Below are 21,166 nucleotides of genomic sequence, written 5' to 3'. Positions count from 1 at the left end.
TGCCACGCTGCGTCACGCGTCGTCGTCGATCCGGCGGACGGAGCGCATGGCCGCCACGAATTCCGACTGGCGGTGCATGCCGGCCTTGCCGAGGAACGACTTCACATAGGTGCGGATCGTCTCGACGCTGAGATCGAGCGTGGCCGCTGCGCCCTTGACCGTGCTTCCCTTCGCAATCAGTCCCGCCACCCGCGCTTCGCCGGGGGTAAGGTCGAACAGGCCCTGGATTACATCATCTGCGGGCGCGCCGGACCGCCCGACCGGGGTTGCCAGAAGCAGGAACCGCGCCTGGAAGAACAGATCGCGCGCTGCCCCCCGGATCGGCACGAGATGCAGAACTGCCGGCGGAAGACGATCGCCGGCCGAGACGGGAAAGGAGCGGACCTGCCCTGGCTGCGCCCGCGCCTCGGCGACCAGCCGGTCGAAGATTTTCTGCGCGCCAGGCTGAGAGAAGAGCAGTCGATCCTGCGCGCCGATCGCCAGCTGCGGTTCCAGATGCCCGAACAGGCTGTTGCAGAGCAGCACCCGCCCATCCGCCCGCAGCATGGCTGCCGGCAGTTGCGCAACGCCCAGCGCCTGCACCGCCGCCTCGATGCGGGAGAACTGCAGGCGACTGGCGACCAGCGCGGCGCGGGCGAGATGCGGGCGCATCTGATCCAGCCGGTCGAGCTCATGAGCCGCCACCGGTCCAAGGCTGCGCTTGCGGTCGACCGAGACGGCGATGATCTCGCCGCTCGGCATGGGAATGACCGTGCCTGCGGCGTAGCCGAAGTCGCGTCTCCAGAGGAAATCGCGATAAACGGGTTCCTCCAACATCCACTCCAGGCTCAAATGCGCGGCATCGCTGATGAAACCGGCATGGCGGATCGTCATCAGCGCCTTCGTCCGACCATTGTCGAACCCCCAGCCTTCGCGGAAGTAGTCCTCGTACAGGGTGGCGACGCCTTGAGAGGCGATCGAGGTTTTTCCATCGGTGGTGAGATCGGCAAGCAGGGCGCCTTCGGCTCCGATCAGCCGCGCCAAGGCATCAAGCACGGCGGGCCAGAGGTCTGGCAGAAACGCCGCTTCGTAAATCCTGTCCTCGAGCAGAACACCTGTTGTCATCGCTCACCAGATCTCGCGTAAGAAGTGTAGTCGCGATCGGTCGCGGGTCAAGCCGGACTGGCATTCGGCAGAGCGCAGCGAAAATTTTAGGCAGACTGACAAAAAAGCGGGAGCATACGACGAGCCGCACCGCTCTTCGCTCGCGAAAACCCATAATTAAAGGGTTCGAACAGTCTGGCACGCTTCCTGCATGAGGACAAACAGGTCCAGAGGGGACTGATAAAACAAGACTGCGCCCCCAGAAGGTCGCGAAGACAGGCCGCTTTCCGCCTCGTGGTGATCCCGGATGAACGGACACCCGGGGCGGGAGCGGCCTCTCCATGTCTGGTTGTCACTCAGCCATCTCGCAGTTCCCCGGCCACGGCTGCCCGATGCGGCGTGGACGGTCTCTGCGCGCTCCGCACTCTTCGTGCCGAAACCGCAATTGGCGGATTGGCGAAGGGCGTTCGCTCGCTTATCTACGGCGGGGAGACTGAAGGCGTATCAAAAAAAGGGTTGATCATGGCGGATGTGACGCAGGCGGCGGTGATGGATGCGCTGAAAACGGTGCGCGGGCCGGACATGACCGGCAATATCGTCGACCTCAAGATGGTCTCCGACGTCTTCATCTCCGATTCCAAGGTCTATTTCTCCATCACCGTGCCCGCCGATCGGGCCAAGGACCTGGAGCCGTTGCGCGCGGCGGCCGAGCGTGTCGTGAAGGAGATGCCGGGCGTCAAGGGCGCCATGGTGGCGCTGACCGCCGATCGGAAGGCCGGCAGCACACCGCCGCCGCCGCGACCCTCGGCCGCTGCACCCGCCCACGGCCATGCACATCCGCCGGCCGCCGGCCAGCGCCCGGCCGGCCCGGCAAAGGCCGGCATCCCCGGCGTCGGCGCCATCATCGCTGTTGCCTCCGGCAAGGGCGGGGTCGGCAAGTCCACCACATCGGCCAATCTTGCGCTGGGTCTCGCGGCCAACGGCCTGCGCGTCGGCATTCTGGATGCGGATATCTACGGGCCCTCCATGCCGCGCCTCCTGAAGATCTCCGGCCGCCCGCAACAGATCGACGGCAAGATGATCCGGCCCATGGAGAATTATGGCCTCAAGGTCATGTCCATGGGCTTTCTGGTCGACGAAGAGGTGGCGATGATCTGGCGCGGACCGATGATCCAGTCGGCGCTCCTGCAGATGCTGCGCGAGGTCGCCTGGGGCGAGCTCGACGTCCTGGTGGTCGACATGCCGCCGGGCACCGGCGACGCGCAGCTGACCATGGCGCAGCAGGTGCCGCTTTCCGGCGCCGTCATTGTGTCAACCCCCCAGGATCTCGCCCTCATCGATGCCCGCAAGGGGCTTGCCATGTTCCGCAAGGTCGAGGTGCCGGTTCTCGGCATCGTCGAGAACATGAGCTATTTCATCGCCCCGGATACGGGCAAGCGCTACGACATCTTCGGCCATGGCGGCGCCCGTGCGGAGGCAGACCGTATCGGCGTGCCGTTCCTCGGGGAAGTACCGCTGACGATGGAGATCCGCGAGACCTCCGATGCCGGCACGCCGCTGACCGCGCTGGAGCCCGAGGGCCCCGTCGCCGAAATCTATCGCGAGATCGCCCGCAAGGTCTGGGAGCAGGTGGGGGCAGGGCGCGGCGAAGGCGCCCGCCAGCCGCCGAAGATCACCTTCGAATAGGGCTCGGCGCTCGTCATTTCGCCACGTCTTGCGGCGAATGGCCGTGCCTGACCTTAAGACCTGTGGCAAAATCAGGGCGAAACGGGGCGGGCGCCATTGATTTCGCGACGCTCATAGGCCATATGGCAGCCGCGTCGCGACCGGCCCTGCCGGGTGCGATGCCGACCATGCGCGAGGCCCGAAAGGGCGGAGCTGGCCGATGGCTCAAACCCGGGTCCTGCTCCATGGTGATCGTGACCATCCCTGACTGTCTGTCGCCTGCCGGCGTCGTGCCCGCCTGGGCTGCCGCTTCTGCCGTGTGCTTGTGAGGCCGCGCCGATGATTACCGTTTATGACGCGCGCGGCGAAGCCATGGTCGTCGAAGGCGATATGACGCCCGACAGCCTTCCCGACGACATCGTCTGGATCGACCTTTTGCGGCCGGACAAGGCCGAGGACCATCTGATCGAGCGCTTTCTGGGCATCGAGATTCCGACGCGGGAAGACCTGAAGGACATCGAGCCGTCGAGCCGGCTCTATTCGACCGAGGATGCCGTTTTCATGACCGCATCGCTCGTCTGCCGGGCCGAAAGCGGCCATCCCGTGCTGACCGACATCGCCTTCGTGCTGGCGCGCGGCAAGCTGATCACCGTGCGCTACGACGAGCCGAAATCCTTCGATCTGTTCCGCGCCGCCCTGCACCGCATTCCCGGCGGCTGCCGCAACGGCACCATGCTGGCCATGCGGCTGTTCGAAACCGTGGTCGACCGCACGGCCGAGATCCTCGAACAGGCCGTGGCCAAGCTCGACGACCTGTCCATGCAGGTCTTCGTGGAGCGCAGGGTTGGAAAGCGGCGGCCGCCTCATTATCTGGAGGCCAAGCTGCTCGATGTCGCCTCCTACCACCGGCTGGTGGCCAAGACGCGCGACAGCCTGGCTTCGATGGCCCGCCTGCTCACCTATGTCTATGCGACCCCGCTTCTCCAGGAGGAAAAGGAGGCGCGCGACCTCTGCCGGACGGTGACGCTCGACGTGCAGTCGCTGTCCGAACATGCCTCCTTTATCGCCAACAACATCACCTTCCTCCTCGACGCCTCGCTCGGGCTGATCGGCGTCGAGCAGAATGCCATCATCAAGATCTTCTCGATCGCCTCGGTCGTCTTCCTGCCGCCGACGCTGGTCGCCTCGCTCTATGGCATGAATTTCGCACACATGCCCGAACTGCAATGGACCTACGGCTATCCCATGGCGCTGATCGCCATGGTGATCTCGGCCGTGATCCCCTTCTATTTCTTCCGCTGGAAAGGCTGGCTCTAGGCGCGGTTTGAAGACGCGTCGAAGCCGGAAACAGGACCATGGGCCACAGGCACGAAAAGGCATCGCAGGAAAAGCGCGGACTGGGCGGCTTGCTCATGCTCTCGCTCGGCTCGATCGGCGTCGTCTATGGCGATATCGGCACGAGCCCGCTTTATGCGTTCCGCGAGGCGCTGCGCCCGGTCGCCGCCGATGGCGTGACGCGGGGCGAAATCATCGGCCTCGTCTCGCTGATGATCTGGACGCTGACCATCATCGTCACGCTGAAATACGTGCTCTTCCTGCTGCGCGCCGACAACAATGGCGAAGGCGGCACGCTGTCGCTCCTGGCGCTGCTGATGAAGTTCTCCACCGGCCGCACCGGCTGGCTCTTCGTCATGGGCATTGCCGGCGCGGCCCTGTTCATGGGCGATGCGATCATCGCGCCGGCGCTCTCGGTGCTCTCGGCGGTCGAGGGCCTCAAGCTGGTGGCGCCGCAATTCAGCGATTATGTCGTGCCGATCTCGGTCGTCATCCTGCTGGCGCTCTTTGCCGTCCAGTCGCGCGGCACCGAAGCGGTCTCGAAATTCTTCGGGCCGATCATGCTCGCCTGGTTCCTGGTGCTCGGCGTCGCCGGCCTTACCCACATCCAGGATGATCTGGCGATCCTTTCCGCCTTCAATCCGGTCCATGCCGTGCGCTTCCTGCTGCAGGCGGGCTTTACCGGCTTCGTGGTGCTGGGTGCGGTGTTCCTGACGGTGACCGGAGCCGAGGCGCTTTATGCCGACCTCGGCCATTTCGGCCGCCGGCCGATCCAGTGGGCCTGGATCTGTCTGGTCTTCCCGGCGCTGACGCTCAACTATCTCGGCCAGGGCGCGCTGGTGCTGAAACACCCGGAAGCCATGTCCGATCCGTTCTATCTGATGTTCCCGGACTGGGCGCTGCTGCCGGTCGTGATCCTCGCCACCTGCGCCACGATCATCGCCGCCCAGGCCGTCATCACCGGGGCCTTCTCGCTGACGCGCCAGGCGATCAACCTCGGCTATCTGCCGCGCATGGCGATCCTGCACACCTCCGAGACCCATACGGGGCAGATCTACCTGCCGAACGTCAATGTCGTGCTGATGTTCGGCGTCATGGCGCTGGTCTTCATCTTCGGCTCCTCGGAATCGCTTGCCACCGCCTATGGCATCTCGGTCACCGGCGCCATGCTGGTCGATACCATCCTCGCCTATCGTTTCGTGCGCATGCGCTGGCGCTGGCCCTTTCTGCTGGCGCTCGCCGTCATCCTGCCGCTGGCGCTCCTCGAAACCGTGTTCTTCAGCGCCAACATGCTGAAGATCCATGATGGCGGCTATGTGCCGGTCCTGATCGCGGCGAGCTTCATGCTGGTCATGTGGACCTGGCGGCGCGGTACGCGCATCCTGCATGACAAGACCCGCCACACCGATATCCCGCTCGCCGCCTTCGTCAAATCGGTGGAGCGCAAGAGCGCGCATGCGCCGGTCTCGGTGCCCGGCACCGCGGTGTTCCTGACCAGCGACCCGGATTCGACCCCGGCGGCGCTCCTGCACAACATCAAGCACAATCACGTGCTGCATGCGCAGAATTTCATCCTGACGATCCGCACCGTCAACACGCCCTTTGTCGCCAAGGACTTCCGCGTCAGCGCCTCCAGCCTGTCGGAGCGCTTCAGCCTGCTCGAAATGCGCTTCGGCTATATGGAATCGCAGAACGTCTCGCAGGCGCTCGGCCTGTTCCGCAAGACCGGGCTGAAGTTCGACATCATGTCGACCTCCTTCTATCTCGGCCGGCGCAAGCTGGTGCCGGACGCCCGTTCCGGCATGCCGCAATGGCAGGACCGCCTGTTCATCGCGCTCGCCAACGCCGCCACCGACCCCTCCGACTACTTCCGCCTGCCCACCAACCGCGTGGTCGAACTCGGCTCGCATGTGATCATCTGAGGCTCTCGCCGGCGATTCCCGGGCGGACCCGCCAAGAGTGATCGTCGGCATTAACCAAGCATCAAGGTTAATGCTTCATTGTCGCCTGACAGGTCGAGGCGGGCCGGTCGTGTGTTTGGTGTCACCAACCGTCTTCATGGAAATCGGCAGGAATCATCCTCGCGCTGCGCGCATGCGTGGCCGCGTGCGGGCGATGCTGCGTCTGTTCGCGTGGAGTGCGTCGGTTGGGTCAGCGTCACAAGAGTCTGCGCGGGGGCATCGTCTCCCGCTTCACGGGGCCGGTTGTTCTGGCTGCCCTCATCTTCACGGGCTTCCCCTCCGTCGGCGCCCATGCGGATCTCGCCACTTTTCTGTCCGGCATCAATCGCGGCGGCGAACGCTGGCGCATGCACATGACGCGTTCGCCCGCCGGCTCGGTGCATGATGTGGAAGTCGTCTTCAACGATCCGATCACCACGGCGGCTCTGAACGATGGGGCAGGGGTGACGCTGCCGGATGGCGAGCGCGTCTCGCTCGCCGCGGCCGACAAGGCGGGCGATGGCTCGCCGGACGAGGACCGCGTCAACCGCCGGGACAAGAAAGGCCGAATCGTTGCCGTTTCGCCCGTGACCCCGCCGAAGGATTTCTCCGCCGGCTCCATCCTGCAGCGCACCAGCGCGCTGACGCGCCCGGTGCTGGAAGGCGGCGAGCCGATGGTCTTCGCCCGCGCCAAGATCAAGGGCCGCGAAATCGAGATCGCCACCGCGTTCTACAAGATTGCGCCACCGAAGGCCGATCCGTCGCTCTCGCCCATGGTGGCGCGGCTCGTGACCAATCCCAGCGCCGATGTTTTGGCGACCGCCTATGCGCCGAGCGCGCCGGACTATGCGCGCGAATCGCCGTTCGATTCCATTCTGGCGCCTGATCACGCCACCGGCCGCTTCATTCCGGAGATCGCGCCGGAGGACCATGCCTGGGCCGCCAATCCGCTGCCTGCGGAGGTTTTCTCCGCGGCCGAGCAGAAATGCCTGACGGCCGGCATCTATTTCGAATCACGCGGCGAATCGGCCAAGGGACAGGCAGCGGTCGCCCAGGTCATCCTCAACCGCGTGCGCAATCCGGCCTATCCGGCCACCATCTGTGGCGTGGTCTACCAGAACAAGCAGCTCTACAACCGCTGCCAGTTCTCCTTCGCCTGCGACCGGATCCCCGACATCGTCTGGTCTCCAGCCCATTGGAAGACCGCGCAGGAGATCGCGCTGGCGGTGACTGCGGGTAAGATATGGCTTCCGGAAGTCGGCTCGGCCACGCATTACCACGCCACCTATGTGCGCCCGGACTGGGGTCCGACGATGAAGCGGCTGACGCAGATCGGCAAGCACATCTTCTACCGCACCTATGGCGGCGGCTGGAGCTGACCTGTCGCGCCAGAAGGCCTGCGCAGCAAGGCGCGGGCCGAAAAGCGCCGGCCCGGGCCATGCGGATTCCGCAGGGCTCGCTCAGATGGCCGACAAGGCCTTGTTTTCGATCACGAATATTGTCAACAGTCCACCGCCTTCCGCGCCTTGACTAGCGGGAACCCGGAAACTATGGTGCGGCCGACTTCAAAGGGGCCGAGAGTGGCTTGAAATCTGGCCTTTGTGTGGCCTTGCATCCAGAATGACCGTAGGGTCGGCAGGGATGCAGCCGGGGCGGAGGACGGGCCACATGGCGGACGACCGGAACGAAGGTCTGGAAGAGCGGCGCAAGCGCCTCGACAGCGAACTCGCGGCCCGCCGCGGCAGCGACGCGAAGGAGGCGGCCGACGAGGCGAGGGCGGTGGAGACCCGCAAGGGTTACCAGGTGGCGATCAAGCTCTCGAGCGAGTTCGTGGCGGCCATCATCGTCGGTGCGCTTCTGGGCTATCTTCTGGACCACTTTGCCGGTACAGCGCCCTGGGGGATGATCGTGCTTCTCCTCCTCGGTTTCTGCGCCGGCGTGCTGAACGTGCTTCGTTCGGCGGGCATGGTGGCTGCGCCGCATCCGGCCGATCGGACGGGGCGGAGCGGACGAGACGAGGGCGACCGCCTTTGAGGTGACGGCCGCAGGGCCGCGCACCGGACAAGATCGATCCTCAGGATCTGCGCGCGCGTTCTCGTGTGCCGGGACCTGGGGAGACCAAATGGCCGCCGGCGGGCGGGACAGAGCGAAGAGAGAGAAACGTGGCAACGGCTGACAAGGTAGATCCGACCCACCAGTTCCTGGTCAACAAGATCGTTCCGATCGAAATCGGTGGTCTGGACCTGTCCTTCACCAATGCATCGCTGTTCATGGTCGCCACGGTGCTGCTCGCATCCGGCTTCCTCTATCTCACCACCTCGCGCCGCGCCGTCATTCCGGGCCGCCTGCAGTCGGTGTCGGAACTGTCCTACGAATTCATCGCCTCCATGCTGCGCGAAGGCGCCGGCAGCCACGGCATGAAGTTCTTCCCGATGGTCTTCTCGCTGTTCATGTTCATCCTGACGGCGAACCTGCTCGGCATGGTGCCCTACTTCTTCACCATCACCAGCCAGATCATCGTCACCTTCGCCTTAGCGCTGTTCGTCATCGGCACCGTGCTGGTCTATGGTTTCTACAAGCACGGCTTCCACTTCCTGTCCGTGTTCGTTCCCTCGGGCGTTCCCGGCGTGCTGCTGCCGCTGGTTGTCGCGATCGAGATCATCTCCTTCCTCTCGCGCCCCATCAGCCTGTCTGTCCGTCTCTTCGCCAACATGCTGGCCGGCCACATCACGCTGAAGGTGTTCGCAGGCTTCGTCGCCTCGCTGAGCGCGCTCGGTGCGCTGGGCATCGGCGGCGCCATCCTGCCCCTCATCATGACCGTGGCGCTCACGGGTCTCGAATTCCTCGTCGCCTTCCTGCAGGCCTACGTCTTCGCGGTGCTGACCTGCATGTACCTGAACGACGCGGTCCACCCGGGCGGCCACTGAGGAATAGTCACGCGCAGTCCGGCACCTGCCGCGATTGTCAAGAAAAGCCGCAACAACCCTTCTACTCAAGGAGCATCACCATGGAAGCGGAAGCAGCAAAGTACATCGGCGCAGGTCTCGCATGCCTCGGCATGGCAGGCACGGCCCTCGGCCTCGGCAACATCTTCGGCAGCTTTCTGTCGGGCGCCCTGCGCAACCCTTCGGCTGCTGACAGCCAGTTCGGCCGCCTCGTATTCGGCTTCGCCGTAACGGAAGCACTGGGCATCTTCTCGCTGCTCGTTGCCCTCCTTCTGCTGTTCGCGGTCTAAGACCGGCATCGGACCGCGCGGCCCTCATCGGTCGCGCGGTCCTTTTCGCAGCCGCCGCGCTAAAGCGCCCGAGGCCGGCTGCCTTTCTCTTTTCTCCTGCATCGCCTGCCGCGGCTATTATGACCCCGGGGGAGACGCAGATGACGATTTTGACTGCACCTGGAGATGAGCATGTTCGTGACGGCGGCCTACGCCCAGACATCGACGCCCGAAGGCGCAGCGCCTGACGCCGCCGCCCCGAACGCCGTTGCCCCCGGGGCAGCCGCGCCGGACGCCGCCGCTCCGGGCGCCGCCGCACCCGAGGCTGCACCCATGACGGCAGCGCCCGAGGGGGCCGCACCCCATGCCGAGCCTGGCGAGGTCCACACCGAAACCGGCGTCGCCCATGAAGGCGGACACGGATCCGGCGTTTTCCCGCCCTTCGACCAGACGACCTTCGCCTCGCAGCTGCTGTGGCTGGTCCTGTCCTTCGGCGTTTTCTACCTCCTGCTCTCCAAGGTCATCCTGCCGCGCATCGGCGGGATCCTCGAGACGCGCAAAAGCACGATTGCCCGCGATCTTGACGATGCCGCCCGCTCCAAGGACCAGGCCGATGCGGCCGTGGCAGCCTATGAGAAGGATCTGGCCGAAGCCCGCGCCAAGGGCAACGCGATCGCCGCCAGCGCCCGCGACGCCGCCAAGGCCAAGGCCGCTGCCGACCGTGCCGCCATCGAGGCCGAGCTGAATGCCAAGATCCAGGCTGCGGAAGGCCGCATCGCCGAGATCAAGTCGGCCGCGCTCGCCGATGTCGACGCCATTGCCGAGGAGACGGCCGCCGCGGTGGTCGAGCAGCTGACCGGCTCGGACGTGCCGCGCGCCGAGATCGCCTCGGCCGTCAAGGCGCAAGCGAACTAAGGACGAAGGAGCAGACCCATGGATTTGACCTCACAGGCAACAGTCTGGGCCACCGTCGGCCTCGTCCTCTTCCTCGTGCTGATTGCCTATCTCAAGGTGCCGGGCATGATGGGCAAGTCGCTCGACGAGCGCGCTGCCCGCATCCGCAACGACCTGGATGAGGCCAAGCGTCTGCGCGAAGAAGCCCAGGCCCTGCTCGCCGAGTACCAGAAGAAGCGTAAGGATGCCGAAGCGGAAGCCGCCAACATCGTGGCCGCCGCCCAGCGCGAGGCCGCAGCCCTGACCGCGGAAGCCAAGCAGAAGACCGACGAATTCGTCGCCCGCCGCACCCAGCTTTCCGAGCAGAAGATCCGCCAGGCCGAAACCGACGCCATCAACGCCGTGCGCGCCACCGCCGTCGACATCGCCATCTCGGCTGCCGAACGCGTCATCGCCGCTCGTGCCGATGGCCAGAGCCAGCAGGCGCTGTTCGCCAAGTCGATCAGCGAAGTGAAGACCCGCCTCAACTGAAGCTGCGGTTTTTCCTCCATCACGTTCAAAGGCCGGCCTCTGCGCCGGCCTTCTTCGTTTGCACGACGAGAAACGTCGGAAAAACCCCCTCTGGCCTGCCGGCCATCTCCTCCACAAGGGGGGAGAGACCGTGGGAAATCGTCCCGCCCATCACGATGGCCCTGGCGCTGAAAGCCTACGCGTTGAAGACGTCACGGCGGAGTGAGCGCTCGCCTTTGGGTCTCTACCCCCTTGTGGAGGAGATGGCCGGCAGGCCAGAGAGGGACTTGCCTCCCATTTCACCCGCAGGAACGGCGCTCTACTCCCCCGCCAGCAAGTCCGGCTCAAGACCCTCTTCGCCCTCGCTTCTTAGCGGCCGGAAGGTCATGCGGTGGAGGGGGCAGGGGCCGTGGAGCGTGATGGCGGAGCGGTGGCGCAGTGTGGCGTAGCCCGCGTGAACGGCGAAGCCATAGGAGGGGAAGCGCGTGTCGGCGCGGGCCATCATCCGGTCGCGGGCAACCTTGGCGACGATCGAGGCGGCGGCGATGGAGAGCGAACGCGCATCACCCTTGACGACGGCGCGGCCGAGGCATGGCAGTCCGGGCGGCACATCGCGCCCATCGGCAATCACAAGGGCAGGGCGGCGATGAAGGCCGAGCACGGCGCGGCGCATGGCATCGAGGCTTGCCTTGCGGATGTCGGTCTCGTCGATCCGTCCAGCCGCCGAGGAGGCGATGGAGACGATGCTGCTGGAAAGGATCTCGGCAAACAGCGCCTCGCGACGCGCTGCCGTTAGCTGCTTGCTGTCGTTCAGCCCCCCAGGGATGCGGGTGGGATCAAGGATCACGGCCGCTGCAACGACCGGGCCAGCCAGGGGGCCTCGGCCCGCCTCGTCGGTCCCGGCCACCGGCCAGAGCCCTTCACGCAAGGCAGCATCCTCCAGCGAAAAGTCGGGTCCGTCAGTGACGGGCAGCACGGCCTTTGCTGCCGCAAACAGTGAAGGAGAATCGGGAGATGTGCGTCGCGCCATGGGCACAGAGGAGCACAGTCTCCCGATTCCCTTCAAGCCCCCCTTGCCATGGCGGCGGCGCCGGGGGGAAATGTGGCCGGTCCACGAGGAGGACAGGCCACAAATGTCGTTGCTTCACCCTGTCTACGCTGCCAGCGGACAACCGGATTACAGGAGGCTCTAAAATAGCGCGAGCTGCACGCCGGCGCCGAGCGGTGGCGTGAAAAGATCGCTGTTGAGGGTACGGCGCGTGGTGTTGAGCTCCAGCCGCTTGGCTGCGAGATCGAAGCGGCGGCCGATCTGCCATGCGTAGGGGCCGGTCCCCTTCATCCGCTTGCCGAACTCGGCGTCGTAATCCTTGCCGCCGCGCATGGAGCGAACCAGCGACATGACGTGGCGGTAGCGATCCGGATAATGGCGCAGCAACCAGTCGCGAAACAGCGGGCTCACCTCCAGCGGCAGGCGCAGCAGCACATAGCTGGCCTCCGCGGCACCGGCTGCCTTGCCGCTGTCCAGCACGCGTTCGATCTCATGGTCGTTGAGCGCCGGAATGATCGGCGACATCAGGATGCTGGTCGGGATGCCGGCGTCGGACAGCGCCCGGATCGCCTCCAGCCGCTTCGGCGGCGTCGAGCAGCGCGGCTCCATGGCGCGGGCCAGCTTGCGGTCGAGCGTGGTGACCGAGAGCGCCACGCGCACCAGGCCCTTTTCGGCCATCGGCGCCAGAAGATCGATATCCCGCGTAACCAGGGCCGATTTGGTGACGATCATCACCGGATGATCGGCCGCCTTCAGCACCTCGATGATCTGGCGGGTGATCCGCCATTCCTTCTCGATCGGCTGGTAGGGGTCGGTGTTGGTGCCGAGCGCCAGCGGCTTCACCTTGTATCCCGGCTTTGCCAGCTCGCGCTCCAAGAGCCGTGCGGCATCCGGCTTGGCAAAGAGCTTGGTCTCGAAATCGAGCCCGGCGGACAGCCCGACATAGGCGTGGCTCGGCCGCGCGAAGCAATAGATGCAGCCATGCTCGCAGCCACGATACGGGTTCACCGACCGGTCGAAATTGAGATCCGGCGAATCGTTGCGGGTGATGACGCTGCGTGGCTTCTCGATCTGCACCTCGGTCTTGAAGGGCGGCAGATCCTCGAGCGAGTGCCAGCCGTCATCCTCGATCGTGCGGCTCACCGGCTCGAAGCGGCCTGCCGTGTTCAGCGCCGCACCGCGCCCGCGCCGACGCTCGCTCTCGATGCGCAGGCCGCTCTCGGCCAGCATCGCTTCGGCCATGTCGGCCCCGTTGCCGGGCGCAAAGGCGCCCTGCCTGACATGAGACAGATCGGTCATGGGATACTCCGGCTGGGGCAACGGGGAGACGCGCGATGCAGCACGAGTCGGCCTCCCCGGTCCCGATAGCGCAGTGATACCGCGATGGATGGAACATTGCAAGAACAAACCCATGGAGATCAACCGGCCGCAACCCGGATTCATGATGAACATTGTTTTAAAGCGCTTCGGGGCCGTCTCTCGGTGGTGCTTTCTGCTGCGCTGCGGTAGCCTGAAGCTTATGTTGACCATTCTTCTCGAAACCCGGAACCATGAGGCCCGCCTGGCTCAAACGCTGGCGGCTTTGGTGCCGGGGGCGGTGGAAGGGCTGGTCAGCGATGTGCTGATCCTCGACCGCGGTTCCAGCGATGCCTCCGGCGCCGTGGCGGATGCCGCCGGCGCCCGGTTTCTGAAAGAGGGCACGCTGTCGGAGGCTCTCACCGCGGCGCGCGGCAGCTGGCTGCTCCTGCTGGAACCCGGCGCCCGTCCGCTCGGCAACTGGGTGAACGAGGTTGCCGAACATATGGCCGTCGGCCGCTCGCCGGCGCGGTTCTCGGCCTCGCAGCGGCATCGCCGGCCCTTTCCGGCCCGGCTCTTCACACGGGCGGGCCTGCTGGAACAGGGTTACCTCGTCCGACGCAGCGAGGCCGCGGCGCTCGCCCGTCCCGGCATGGGGCTCATCGATCTCGTTCGAAAACGGTCCGTGCATCGCCTGCCGAGCGAGCTGATGCCGGCCTGGGCCGCGGCGCCCGAAGGGGCGCCCTCCGAGCGGGCGTAGCCTGCCGACCGCTTCAGCCGGGGAAGGCCAAAGTCACCGCCGCAAATGTTCATCCAGCCGAGGCATGATCTCGACGAAATTGCAGGGCCGGTGGCGATAATCGAGCTGCTGACGCAGAATGCCGTCCCATGCATCGCGGCAGGCGCCGGGCGAGCCCGGCAGCACGAAGACGAAGGTCGCGTTCAGCACCCCTGCCGTGGCACGGGACTGGATGGTGGAGGTGCCAATCTTGGCCGCCGAAAGCTGGTGAAACAGAACGGAGAACCCGTCCATCCGCTTCTCGAACAGCGGTTCCAGCGCCTCCGGCGTCACGTCGCGCCCGGTAAATCCGGTTCCGCCCGTGGTGATCACCACATCGATCTCCGGATCGTCGCTCCAGGCTTGCACCTGCGCGGCAATGGCCGAGCGCTCGTCCGCAACGATCGCGCGCGCCGCAAGCCGGTGCCCTGCTTCGAGAATACGCGCCTCCAGCGTATCGCCGGACCGGTCGTCGGCCCGCATGCGCGTGTCGGAGACGGTCAGCACCGCGACGGTCACCGGAATGAACGGCCGCTCCGGTGCGGGGGTCTGGTCAGCCATGGCGAAGATCCTTTGAGGCGGAGGCCGCAACGCTGCGGGTGGCGAGAGATGATCGATAAAAGCGGCGAGTAATGGGTCTGCAAGACCCTGCGCGCAGCATCACGCCGCAGCCACGGTTTCGCAAGCCATCACGAACCAGTCCGGCCTAGACTGGCTGAGGGCGGCAGCGGCATGGTTGCGCAGCTCGGCACTTTCATAGAGCGCAAAACAGGTGGCGCCCGAGCCGGACATGCGCAGAACCGCAGCCTCGGTCAGTTCCAGCGCTTCCAGAACGGCGCCGATTGCCGGCTGAAGCGAGAGCGCCGGCGGCTGCAAGTCATTGCGCAGTTCATCGAGAGCCGAAAACCAGTCGGATCCTTCCGTCAGGTTCTCGGGCAGGGCGAGCGGGCTGTTGGTCTTCTGGATCAGCGCGCGGAAGACGGAGGGCGTCGAAACCCCCACCAGCGGATTGACGAGCAGGGCGTGGAAGGTGGGCATGGGGAGCGGGGTGATCTCTTCGCCAATGCCGCGCGCAATCAGCGGCCTGCCCTCCAGGCACATCGGCACGTCGGCGCCGAGAGCAAGCCCGAGCGCCGGCAGCGCCCGCGCGGCGCCTTCGGCCTGCCAAAGCGTCGAAAGCCCCTTCAAGGTCGCCGCCGCATCGGCCGATCCGCCACCGATTCCGGAGGCGATCGGAAGGTTCTTCTCCAGATGCAGGTGAACGGGCCCGGTGGCATAGCCTTCCGCCTGCAGCGTGTCGCGCAGCAGGTCGCGGGCCGAAAGCACCAGATTGCCGTCCCCAGCCTCGCGCGGCAGCTGGTCGGCAAAGGGGCCGGAAAGCGTGAACCGATCCTCCTCGGCCGGCGCCATCATCACCCGGTCGCCGCGATCGGCAAAGGTCACCACGCTTTCCAGCAGATGATGCCCATCGGTCCGTTGGCCGACCACATGCAGCGCAAGATTGATCTTCGCCGGCGCATGCACCACCAACGCCATATCCAGCCCGGTCTCGGAGTCAGTCATGAGAGACACTTTCGTTCAACGGTCTGAAAGAGGGCACGGCGCTGCATCCAGGTCTCCCCCCTTGTAGAGGAGAGACCGTGGCGTGGGACCTTTGCCCAGCATTGCGCGGCTGAGAGGAGGAGGCAGGGAGGGACATTGGAGAGTAGGCACGGCGCGACCTCCGGGTCTCCCCCCTCGTGGGGGGGGGAGATGGCCGGCAGGCCAGAGGGGGTCTTGCGTGCGGCTGGATGCGGCGCTCGGGGTGAGAGCGCCGGATCGGCGGAGACCGCCGCCGGCGTGACAGGACCGTGTGGTGCACGCCGCGGGATCATCGCCCGTCGGGTCAGGACTTCTTGTCCGGCGTCTCGGTCACCGCCGGCTTTTCCGGCTTGGCGTCGGCCGCGGCAGGGACCTTGGGCGTGAGCGGGGGCAGGCCGTTGGCGATCTTGTCCTTGATCTTCGGGATCTCCGCCTCTTCCGGCTTCAGCTCCAGAGCCTGGTTCCACTGGAACACGGCTTCGAGCTGCCGGCCGACGCGCCAGTAGGCATCGCCCAGATGGTCGTTGATCGTCGGATCGCCGGCCTTCAGCTCGGCCGCCCGCTCCAGCTCCGCCACCGCCTCGTCGAAGCGGTTCAAGCGGAAATAGGCCCAGCCGAGCGAATCGACGATATAGCCGTCATCCGGCTTGAGCTCGACGGCGCGGCGGATCATGCTCAGCCCCTCGTCGAGATTCATGTTCATGTCCACCCAGGAATAGCCGAGATAGTTCAGCACCTGCGGCTGGTCGGGGTTGAGCTCCAGCGCCTTCTTGAAGCTCGGCTCCGCCTTGTCCCAGATCTTCAGCCGCTCATAGGCGATGCCGCGCTGGAAGAAGACTGTCCAGTCGCCGCGCTTGGGCACCGGGCCGATTTCGGCGACGGCCCGATCGTAGATCTCGGCCATCTCCTTGTAGTCCTTGTTGTCGGACAGAACGCTGCCATAGGCGAGATAGCTGCGGATATCCTTCGGGTCGAGCTCGATCAGCCCGCGAAGGTGCTTCTTGGCCTCGTCCTTGTCGCCGACTTCGGCCAGCGCCAGGCCGAGCTGCATTTCCGAGAGGCGGCGCATGGGCGACCCCTCGGGCACCGCGCGGTAGAGCGCGATGGCGCGCTCCGGCTGTTTCAGCGTTTCGGCGATCCCGCCCAGCATGACGAGAATATCGGCGCTGTCCGGATCGAGCGCGCGGGCCACCTGCAGATAGAGCGAAACGATGTCTTCGGCACCCTCGCGGTTCAAGGCCGCACCGACGGAGAAGAGCACGGCAGCCGCACCCTGGGCGGCGTTGCGCACCTGCTGCTCCTGCGGCTTGCCATCCTCGACGCTCTTGCGCAGCGCATCGAGCGGCGCATAGTTGCTGACGAAGTTCTGGCCGACGGAGATGGCGTCCAGCGCCTTCTGCTTGTTGCCATCGCGCGCTTCCAGGCGGGCGAGCGCGGTGATGGCGCGCAGGAAGGTGTCGGGTGCGGCGGCAGCGCCGTTCTTGTCGGAAATGGCGTCGGTCAGCTTGGCGCGGGCCCGCGTCTTGTCGCCGGCGGCGAGCGCGATGGCGCCGGCCTGGTAGTTCTTGAAGATGGCGAACCAGTCCGGCCCATCCATCTTGTCGATGAGGGCGATCGCCTCCTTCGGCTTGCCCTGGCCGGCCTTGGCCCAGGCGAGCAGCAGCGAGTTCATCATCCGGTCCAGATCGTTCGGGCCGGAATAGTTCAGGATCTTCTCGGCGTTGCGATATTCCTTCTTGCGGATCGCATCGACGCCGCGCACCACGGTGGTGATCCGCTCGACCGAGGCGTCGTCCTTCAGCTCCTTGGCAAGGGCCGCGCCCTTGTCGAACTCGCCGTTCATCAGCAGCGTCACCATCAGCCGCTGCTTCACATCCACATTGGTCGGCTCGAATTCGAGTGCCGTGCGGTAGAGCCGGGTGGCGGTATCGAGGTCATGGTCGACATCGGCGGTCCGCGCCGCAAGGAATGCGCCGGAGAAGGTGTTGACGGAATTGACGTCGAAGGGCTTGCCTGCCGTCTGCTCGGTCGCCGGCTTCTCCGCCTCCGCCTGGCAGAGGCCCGCACCGGACACCATGGCCAGTGTGAGGAAGGCCACGCCCGAGAGCATCCGCACTGTTCTTTTCTGCCGCATGACAAGCCTTTCGTGAGGATGGCGCCCCCGGCGCCGCCCGGAATCAGTTCTCTATGATGTAGCGCATCGCTGGCCGAAGCGGAATCATCCTCCGATCGGAGGATGCGCCCTTTCCGCGCCTGTGCCAGCAAAGAACGGCTTTTTTGGGCTGACCGCCTCGGAAACGGAGCGATGACCGTTGTTGTCAGCTTACCCGGTCGATGCAGAAATCGATCACCTCGAGCAGCGCCGCCTTGTGCGGCGAGGCCGGCAGCGGCGCCAGCGCATCGCGCGCGATCGTTCCGTAATGCTGGGCACGGGCAATGGTGTCGGTCAGTCCGCCATAGCGGGTGATGAGGCCGAGCGCCCGCTCCAGATTGGCGTCGCTGCTTTCGCCCTCTTCGATGGCGCGCCGCCAGAACTCCCGATCCTCCGCCGTGCCGCGGCGATAGGAGAGGATGATCGGCAGGGTGATCTTGCCCTCGCGGAAGTCGTCGCCGACATTCTTGCCGAGGTCGGCAGCCGAGCCGCCATAATCGAGCACGTCGTCGACCAGCTGGAAGGCGAGGCCCAGATTCATGCCGTAGGATTTCAGCGCATTGCGGCTGGCGCGGTCGGCCTTGGCGACGATCGGGCCCACCTCCGCCGCTGCGGCGAAGAGCGCGGCCGTCTTGGCGCGGATGACGGAGAGATAATCGTCTTCGGTCGTGTTCAGGTGCTTGGCGACGGAGAGCTGCAGCACCTCGCCCTCGGCGATCACCGATGCAGCGGTGGACAGAACGTCGAGCGCTTCCAGCGAGCCGACATCGACCATCATGCGGAAGGCCTGGCCGAGCAGGAAATCGCCGACGAGCACGCTCGCCTGGTTGCCCCAGATCATCCGCGCCGTCGATTTGCCGCGTCGCAGATCGCTTTCGTCGACCACGTCGTCATGCAGGAGCGTGGCGGTGTGCATGAACTCGACGCTGGTCGCGAGCTTGATGTGATGGTCGCCGCTATAGCCGAACAGGACGGCGGAGGAGAGGGTGAGCATCGGCCGCAGCCGCTTGCCGCCGGAGGAGATCAGATGATTGGCCACTTCCGGAATCATCTGCACGTCCGAACCGGCCTTGGACAGGATGAGCTGGTTCACCCGCTCCATGTCGGCCTTGGTCAGATCGACCAGCGGCTTCACGGAAGCCAGTTTGTTCTTGCCGTCATCCAGCGGTATTACGACGCCCAAAACGAGCCACTCCTGTTCAATCTCATTGACGGAGAATAGAAAGGGGGGGCTTTGGCGGCAAGGGGCATTTGCGCGCTCCGCCGGACGCCAACTGTCGCAGCCCTCGTTTTTCCAAGGATATGATGCAGGAACTCATCCGAACCAATGATGCCGTGACGCTCTCTTTCGCCGAAACCCTGCTGCGCGAGGCCGGCATCCTCTGCTTCATCGCGGACCAGGGAATGAGCATTCTGGAGGGCTCGCTCGGCCTTCTGCCGCGCCGGCTGATGGTGGAGGGCGACCGGGCCGACCAGGCGCGCCGCATCCTGCGCGATGCGGGCCTTGAGAAGGAACTCCGCGGGTGACGCCCGACTGGCAGGAGAAGCCTGCGCCGACGGAGACGATCGACAGCTTCCACCGTGGCGGTTTCCACCTCATCCAGCCGCTCGGGCGCGGCCATCGCTCCGGCATGGATGCGATGCTGCTCGCCTCCCTCGTTTCGACGCCCGGCCGGGTCGTCGATCTCGGCGCCGGTGCCGGCGCGGCGGGCCTGGCGGTGGCCGCCCGCCTCGAAGCGGCGAACGTTCTCTTGGTCGAACGGGCGCCCGACATGGCGCAGTTTGCCCGGCGCAGCCTGATGCTTGCCGAAAACGCGCATCTTTCAGCCCGCTGCCAGGTGCTCGAAGCGGATGTGACGCTCGCCGGCCGCGCGCGCCAGGCGGCGGGGCTTTTGGACGATGCCTTCGACCATGCCATCATGAACCCGCCCTTCAACAATGCCGCCGACCGGCAGACGCCGGATCCGCTCAAGGCAGCGGCCCATGCGATGAGCGACGACCTGTTCGAGGCCTGGATCCGCACGGCCGGTGCGCTTCTGCGACCCGGCGGCCAGCTCTCGCTGATCGCCCGGCCGGAATCGATCGCCGAGATCATCCTTGCCTGCGGGCGGCGCTTCGGCGGGATCGAAATCACCGCGCTGCTGCCGCGGGCGGGCGAGGATGCGGTGCGCATTCTCGTCACCGCCATCAAGCAGTCGCGCGCCCGGCTGCGGCTTCGCGCGCCGCTGATCATGCATGAGGCCGGATCGCATCGCTTCACCCCGACCGTCGATGCGCTGAACAATGGCCGCGCTGCCTATGAGCGTCGAAGCCTGACACGGCGCTGACGGAAATGTCATTGCGGGGGAGGGACGAGGCCCACGGGCGGCCATTGCGTTGCGATGCGCAGTTCCTACATGGCGGACGGACACTTTATGGATCAAAGGACGCTCGACCATGGGACTGAAGCTCAAGAAGCTGCTTCCGAAGCGCTTTCGCAAGGAGGGCATCACGATCCCCGTCGTGCGCCTGCACGGCACGATCATGAGCGGCGGCGGCAGCTTTCGACCCATGCTCAACCTCGCCACGGTCGCGCCGCTGCTCGACAAGGCCTTCGCCATGAAGGAGGCGCCCGCCGTGGCGTTGTCCGTCAATTCGCCCGGCGGCTCGCCGGTGCAGTCGCGGCTGATCTTCCGCCGCATCCGCGACCTGGCGGAGGAGAAGAACAAGCGCGTGCTGGTGTTCGTGGAGGATGTCGCGGCCTCGGGCGGCTACATGATCGCGATTGCCGGCGACGAGATCTTCGTCGATCCGAGCTCGATCGTCGGGTCGATCGGCGTCGTCTCCGGCGGCTTCGGCTTTCCCGAGCTGCTCGACAAGATCGGGGTCGAGCGGCGCGTCTATACCTCGGGGGAGAACAAGGTCATGCTCGACCCGTTCCAGCCGGAAAAGCAGGACGACATCGCCTATCTCAAGACGCTGCAGCAGGAGATCCACGCCACCTTCATCGACATGGTGAAGAGCCGGCGTGGCGCGAAGCTGGCCGATGATGGCGATCTCTTCTCCGGCCTGTTCTGGACCGGCGGACGCTCGCTCTCGCTCGGCCTTGTCGATGGACTCGGCGACATGCGCAGCGAGATCAAGCGGCGCTATGGCGCCGATGCCGAGATGGCGCTGATCTCCGCCGGGCGCTCCCTGTTCGGCCGCAAGCAGCCGGGCGTCTCGATCGGTGAAAATGCCGCAGCGCATCTCGGCGCCGGTGCCGTTTCAGGGCTTGCGGATCTCGCGCAGGAAAAGGCATTATGGGCCCGCTACGGTCTCTAGAGGCGATGCGGCGCGCGCGGGCTTTCTCCGTCGGACAGCGCGCAACGCGGCCCGGCCATGGCGGGCGCGGCCTCCCGCGCCCGGCCGTCTCGTGACATCGCTGCCTGTCTTTCCGCCCGCCCAGCCCTTCGGACCCGAACCATGCCGCAACTGATCCTCTTCCTCATCGTCGCCTTCATTGCCTGGTTCGGCTACCGCAAGTTCGTCATGGACGCCGAGCGGCTGGCCCGCCAGCGCGAGCAACTGCGACGCCAGAAGGAAACCGGCTCGCAGGGCACGCTGGTGAAGGATCCGACGACTGGCGAATATCGGCTGAAGCGGGATTGACGATCCGCCTGACGAACGCCGCGCTTTGATCGGGGATGTC

21 protein-coding genes are annotated in these 21,166 nt (G+C 65.8%); 14 read left to right on the top strand and 7 right to left on the bottom strand.

The genetic code is table 11. The annotated features are described in order from the left end of the window. Positions 1 to 12: 12 nt before the first annotated feature. A complete protein-coding gene (locus U8330_RS13605; protein WP_323105801.1) occupies positions 13 to 1,104 on the bottom strand; it encodes a helix-turn-helix transcriptional regulator in 1,092 nt (363 codons plus the stop codon). Between the two features lie 501 nt (positions 1,105 to 1,605). On the opposite strand from U8330_RS13605, the gene U8330_RS13600 reads away from it, so the two are divergent. The 9 genes from U8330_RS13600 (at position 1,606) to U8330_RS13560 (ending at position 10,662) form a co-directional block, all read left to right on the top strand. After that, a complete protein-coding gene (locus tag U8330_RS13600; RefSeq protein WP_323105800.1) occupies positions 1,606 to 2,769 on the top strand; it encodes an Mrp/NBP35 family ATP-binding protein in 1,164 nt (387 codons plus the stop codon). A gap of 318 nt (positions 2,770 to 3,087) precedes the next feature. Next, entirely contained in the window at positions 3,088 to 4,065 is a 978-nt protein-coding gene (locus tag U8330_RS13595; RefSeq protein WP_323105799.1) for a magnesium transporter CorA family protein, read from the top strand. Between the two features lie 38 nt (positions 4,066 to 4,103). After that, positions 4,104 to 6,005 (top strand): potassium transporter Kup, encoded by a 1,902-nt coding sequence (locus tag U8330_RS13590; protein ID WP_323105798.1) that lies wholly within the window; start codon positions 4,104 to 4,106, stop codon positions 6,003 to 6,005. A gap of 245 nt (positions 6,006 to 6,250) precedes the next feature. Continuing rightward, the gene (locus tag U8330_RS13585) at positions 6,251 to 7,402 is read left to right on the top strand and encodes a cell wall hydrolase (RefSeq protein WP_416236920.1); all 1,152 of its coding nucleotides are present in this window, start codon (positions 6,251 to 6,253) and stop codon (positions 7,400 to 7,402) included. 289 nt (positions 7,403 to 7,691) lie between these two features. Continuing rightward, complete coding sequence (locus U8330_RS13580) at positions 7,692 to 8,057, top strand: AtpZ/AtpI family protein (protein ID WP_323105797.1); 366 nt, start codon at positions 7,692 to 7,694, stop codon at positions 8,055 to 8,057. A 128-nt stretch (positions 8,058 to 8,185) separates the two neighbouring features. Further along, a complete protein-coding gene (locus tag U8330_RS13575) occupies positions 8,186 to 8,950 on the top strand; it encodes a F0F1 ATP synthase subunit A (protein WP_323105796.1) in 765 nt (254 codons plus the stop codon). 80 nt (positions 8,951 to 9,030) lie between these two features. Continuing rightward, the gene (locus U8330_RS13570) at positions 9,031 to 9,258 is read left to right on the top strand and encodes a F0F1 ATP synthase subunit C (RefSeq protein ID WP_323105795.1); all 228 of its coding nucleotides are present in this window, start codon (positions 9,031 to 9,033) and stop codon (positions 9,256 to 9,258) included. Positions 9,259 to 9,429: 171 nt separating this feature from the next. Next, positions 9,430 to 10,152, top strand: coding sequence for a F0F1 ATP synthase subunit B (locus tag U8330_RS13565; RefSeq protein WP_416236858.1), 723 nt, complete (start codon positions 9,430 to 9,432; stop codon positions 10,150 to 10,152). Between the two features lie 18 nt (positions 10,153 to 10,170). After that, complete coding sequence (locus U8330_RS13560; protein WP_416236857.1) at positions 10,171 to 10,662, top strand: F0F1 ATP synthase subunit B; 492 nt, start codon at positions 10,171 to 10,173, stop codon at positions 10,660 to 10,662. Between the two features lie 298 nt (positions 10,663 to 10,960). On the opposite strand, the gene U8330_RS13555 is transcribed toward U8330_RS13560, so the two are convergent. Continuing rightward, complete coding sequence (locus tag U8330_RS13555) at positions 10,961 to 11,671, bottom strand: ribonuclease HII (RefSeq protein WP_323105793.1); 711 nt, start codon at positions 11,669 to 11,671, stop codon at positions 10,961 to 10,963. 159 nt (positions 11,672 to 11,830) lie between these two features. Next, positions 11,831 to 12,988 carry a PA0069 family radical SAM protein gene (locus tag U8330_RS13550; RefSeq protein WP_323105792.1) on the bottom strand — a complete coding sequence of 386 codons (1,158 nt, stop codon included), beginning with the start codon at positions 12,986 to 12,988 and terminating at the stop codon, positions 11,831 to 11,833. A 220-nt stretch (positions 12,989 to 13,208) separates the two neighbouring features. Between U8330_RS13550 and U8330_RS13545 the strand changes: the two genes are divergently transcribed. Beyond that, complete coding sequence (locus U8330_RS13545) at positions 13,209 to 13,745, top strand: glycosyl transferase (RefSeq protein ID WP_323105791.1); 537 nt, start codon at positions 13,209 to 13,211, stop codon at positions 13,743 to 13,745. Between the two features lie 33 nt (positions 13,746 to 13,778). Here the strand turns inward: U8330_RS13545 and moaB are convergent, their stop codons facing one another. The 4 genes from moaB to U8330_RS13525 form a co-directional block, all read right to left on the bottom strand. Beyond that, positions 13,779 to 14,324 carry a molybdenum cofactor biosynthesis protein B gene (moaB, locus tag U8330_RS13540; RefSeq protein WP_323105790.1) on the bottom strand — a complete coding sequence of 182 codons (546 nt, stop codon included), beginning with the start codon at positions 14,322 to 14,324 and terminating at the stop codon, positions 13,779 to 13,781. Positions 14,325 to 14,423: 99 nt separating this feature from the next. Continuing rightward, positions 14,424 to 15,326: a 4-(cytidine 5'-diphospho)-2-C-methyl-D-erythritol kinase gene (locus tag U8330_RS13535; protein WP_323105789.1), complete on the bottom strand. Its 903-nt coding sequence runs from the start codon at positions 15,324 to 15,326 to the stop codon at positions 14,424 to 14,426. 322 nt (positions 15,327 to 15,648) lie between these two features. Next, positions 15,649 to 17,478 (bottom strand): tetratricopeptide repeat protein, encoded by a 1,830-nt coding sequence (locus tag U8330_RS13530; RefSeq protein WP_323105788.1) that lies wholly within the window; start codon positions 17,476 to 17,478, stop codon positions 15,649 to 15,651. A 184-nt stretch (positions 17,479 to 17,662) separates the two neighbouring features. Next, positions 17,663 to 18,679, bottom strand: coding sequence for a polyprenyl synthetase family protein (locus U8330_RS13525; RefSeq protein WP_323105787.1), 1,017 nt, complete (start codon positions 18,677 to 18,679; stop codon positions 17,663 to 17,665). 122 nt (positions 18,680 to 18,801) lie between these two features. On the opposite strand from U8330_RS13525, the gene U8330_RS13520 reads away from it, so the two are divergent. From U8330_RS13520 to U8330_RS13505, 4 genes are all read left to right on the top strand, one after another. Continuing rightward, positions 18,802 to 19,023 carry a DUF2007 domain-containing protein gene (locus tag U8330_RS13520; RefSeq protein WP_323105786.1) on the top strand — a complete coding sequence of 74 codons (222 nt, stop codon included), beginning with the start codon at positions 18,802 to 18,804 and terminating at the stop codon, positions 19,021 to 19,023. Then, positions 19,020 to 19,823 (top strand): tRNA1(Val) (adenine(37)-N6)-methyltransferase, encoded by an 804-nt coding sequence (locus U8330_RS13515; protein WP_323105785.1) that lies wholly within the window; start codon positions 19,020 to 19,022, stop codon positions 19,821 to 19,823. The genes U8330_RS13520 and U8330_RS13515 overlap by 4 nt, the downstream gene beginning before the upstream one ends. Before the next feature lie 109 nt (positions 19,824 to 19,932). After that, on the top strand, positions 19,933 to 20,799 hold the full coding sequence (locus U8330_RS13510) for a S49 family peptidase (RefSeq protein ID WP_323105784.1): 867 nt from the start codon (positions 19,933 to 19,935) through the stop codon (positions 20,797 to 20,799). Between the two features lie 141 nt (positions 20,800 to 20,940). Then, positions 20,941 to 21,126, top strand: coding sequence for a hypothetical protein (locus U8330_RS13505; protein WP_323105783.1), 186 nt, complete (start codon positions 20,941 to 20,943; stop codon positions 21,124 to 21,126). Positions 21,127 to 21,166: the final 40 nt, after the last annotated feature.

The organism is Rhizobium sp. CC-YZS058, from assembly GCF_034720595.1.
Lineage (GTDB): Bacteria > Pseudomonadota > Alphaproteobacteria > Rhizobiales > Rhizobiaceae > Ferranicluibacter.
The sequence above is the reverse complement of the archived record's forward strand: the minus strand, read 5'-3'. Positions and strand labels throughout refer to the sequence as shown.

What these genes read in the sequence shown, in the direction of transcription:
- U8330_RS13605 (WP_323105801.1), bottom strand. Translation starts at nt 1,104, where the DNA reads ATGACAACAGGTGTTCTGCTCGAGGACAGGATTTACGAAGCGGCGTTT.
- U8330_RS13600 (WP_323105800.1), top strand. Translation starts at nt 1,606, where the DNA reads ATGGCGGATGTGACGCAGGCGGCGGTGATGGATGCGCTGAAAACGGTG.
- U8330_RS13595 (WP_323105799.1), top strand. Translation starts at nt 3,088, where the DNA reads ATGATTACCGTTTATGACGCGCGCGGCGAAGCCATGGTCGTCGAAGGC.
- U8330_RS13590 (WP_323105798.1), top strand. Translation starts at nt 4,104, where the DNA reads ATGGGCCACAGGCACGAAAAGGCATCGCAGGAAAAGCGCGGACTGGGC.
- U8330_RS13580 (WP_323105797.1), top strand. Translation starts at nt 7,692, where the DNA reads ATGGCGGACGACCGGAACGAAGGTCTGGAAGAGCGGCGCAAGCGCCTC.
- U8330_RS13570 (WP_323105795.1), top strand. Translation starts at nt 9,031, where the DNA reads ATGGAAGCGGAAGCAGCAAAGTACATCGGCGCAGGTCTCGCATGCCTC.
- U8330_RS13565 (WP_416236858.1), top strand. Translation starts at nt 9,430, where the DNA reads ATGTTCGTGACGGCGGCCTACGCCCAGACATCGACGCCCGAAGGCGCA.
- U8330_RS13560 (WP_416236857.1), top strand. Translation starts at nt 10,171, where the DNA reads ATGGATTTGACCTCACAGGCAACAGTCTGGGCCACCGTCGGCCTCGTC.
- U8330_RS13555 (WP_323105793.1), bottom strand. Translation starts at nt 11,671, where the DNA reads ATGGCGCGACGCACATCTCCCGATTCTCCTTCACTGTTTGCGGCAGCA.
- U8330_RS13550 (WP_323105792.1), bottom strand. Translation starts at nt 12,988, where the DNA reads ATGACCGATCTGTCTCATGTCAGGCAGGGCGCCTTTGCGCCCGGCAAC.
- U8330_RS13545 (WP_323105791.1), top strand. Translation starts at nt 13,209, where the DNA reads ATGTTGACCATTCTTCTCGAAACCCGGAACCATGAGGCCCGCCTGGCT.
- moaB (WP_323105790.1), bottom strand. Translation starts at nt 14,324, where the DNA reads ATGGCTGACCAGACCCCCGCACCGGAGCGGCCGTTCATTCCGGTGACC.
- U8330_RS13535 (WP_323105789.1), bottom strand. Translation starts at nt 15,326, where the DNA reads ATGACTGACTCCGAGACCGGGCTGGATATGGCGTTGGTGGTGCATGCG.
- U8330_RS13530 (WP_323105788.1), bottom strand. Translation starts at nt 17,478, where the DNA reads ATGCGGCAGAAAAGAACAGTGCGGATGCTCTCGGGCGTGGCCTTCCTC.
- U8330_RS13520 (WP_323105786.1), top strand. Translation starts at nt 18,802, where the DNA reads ATGCAGGAACTCATCCGAACCAATGATGCCGTGACGCTCTCTTTCGCC.
- U8330_RS13510 (WP_323105784.1), top strand. Translation starts at nt 19,933, where the DNA reads ATGGGACTGAAGCTCAAGAAGCTGCTTCCGAAGCGCTTTCGCAAGGAG.
- U8330_RS13505 (WP_323105783.1), top strand. Translation starts at nt 20,941, where the DNA reads ATGCCGCAACTGATCCTCTTCCTCATCGTCGCCTTCATTGCCTGGTTC.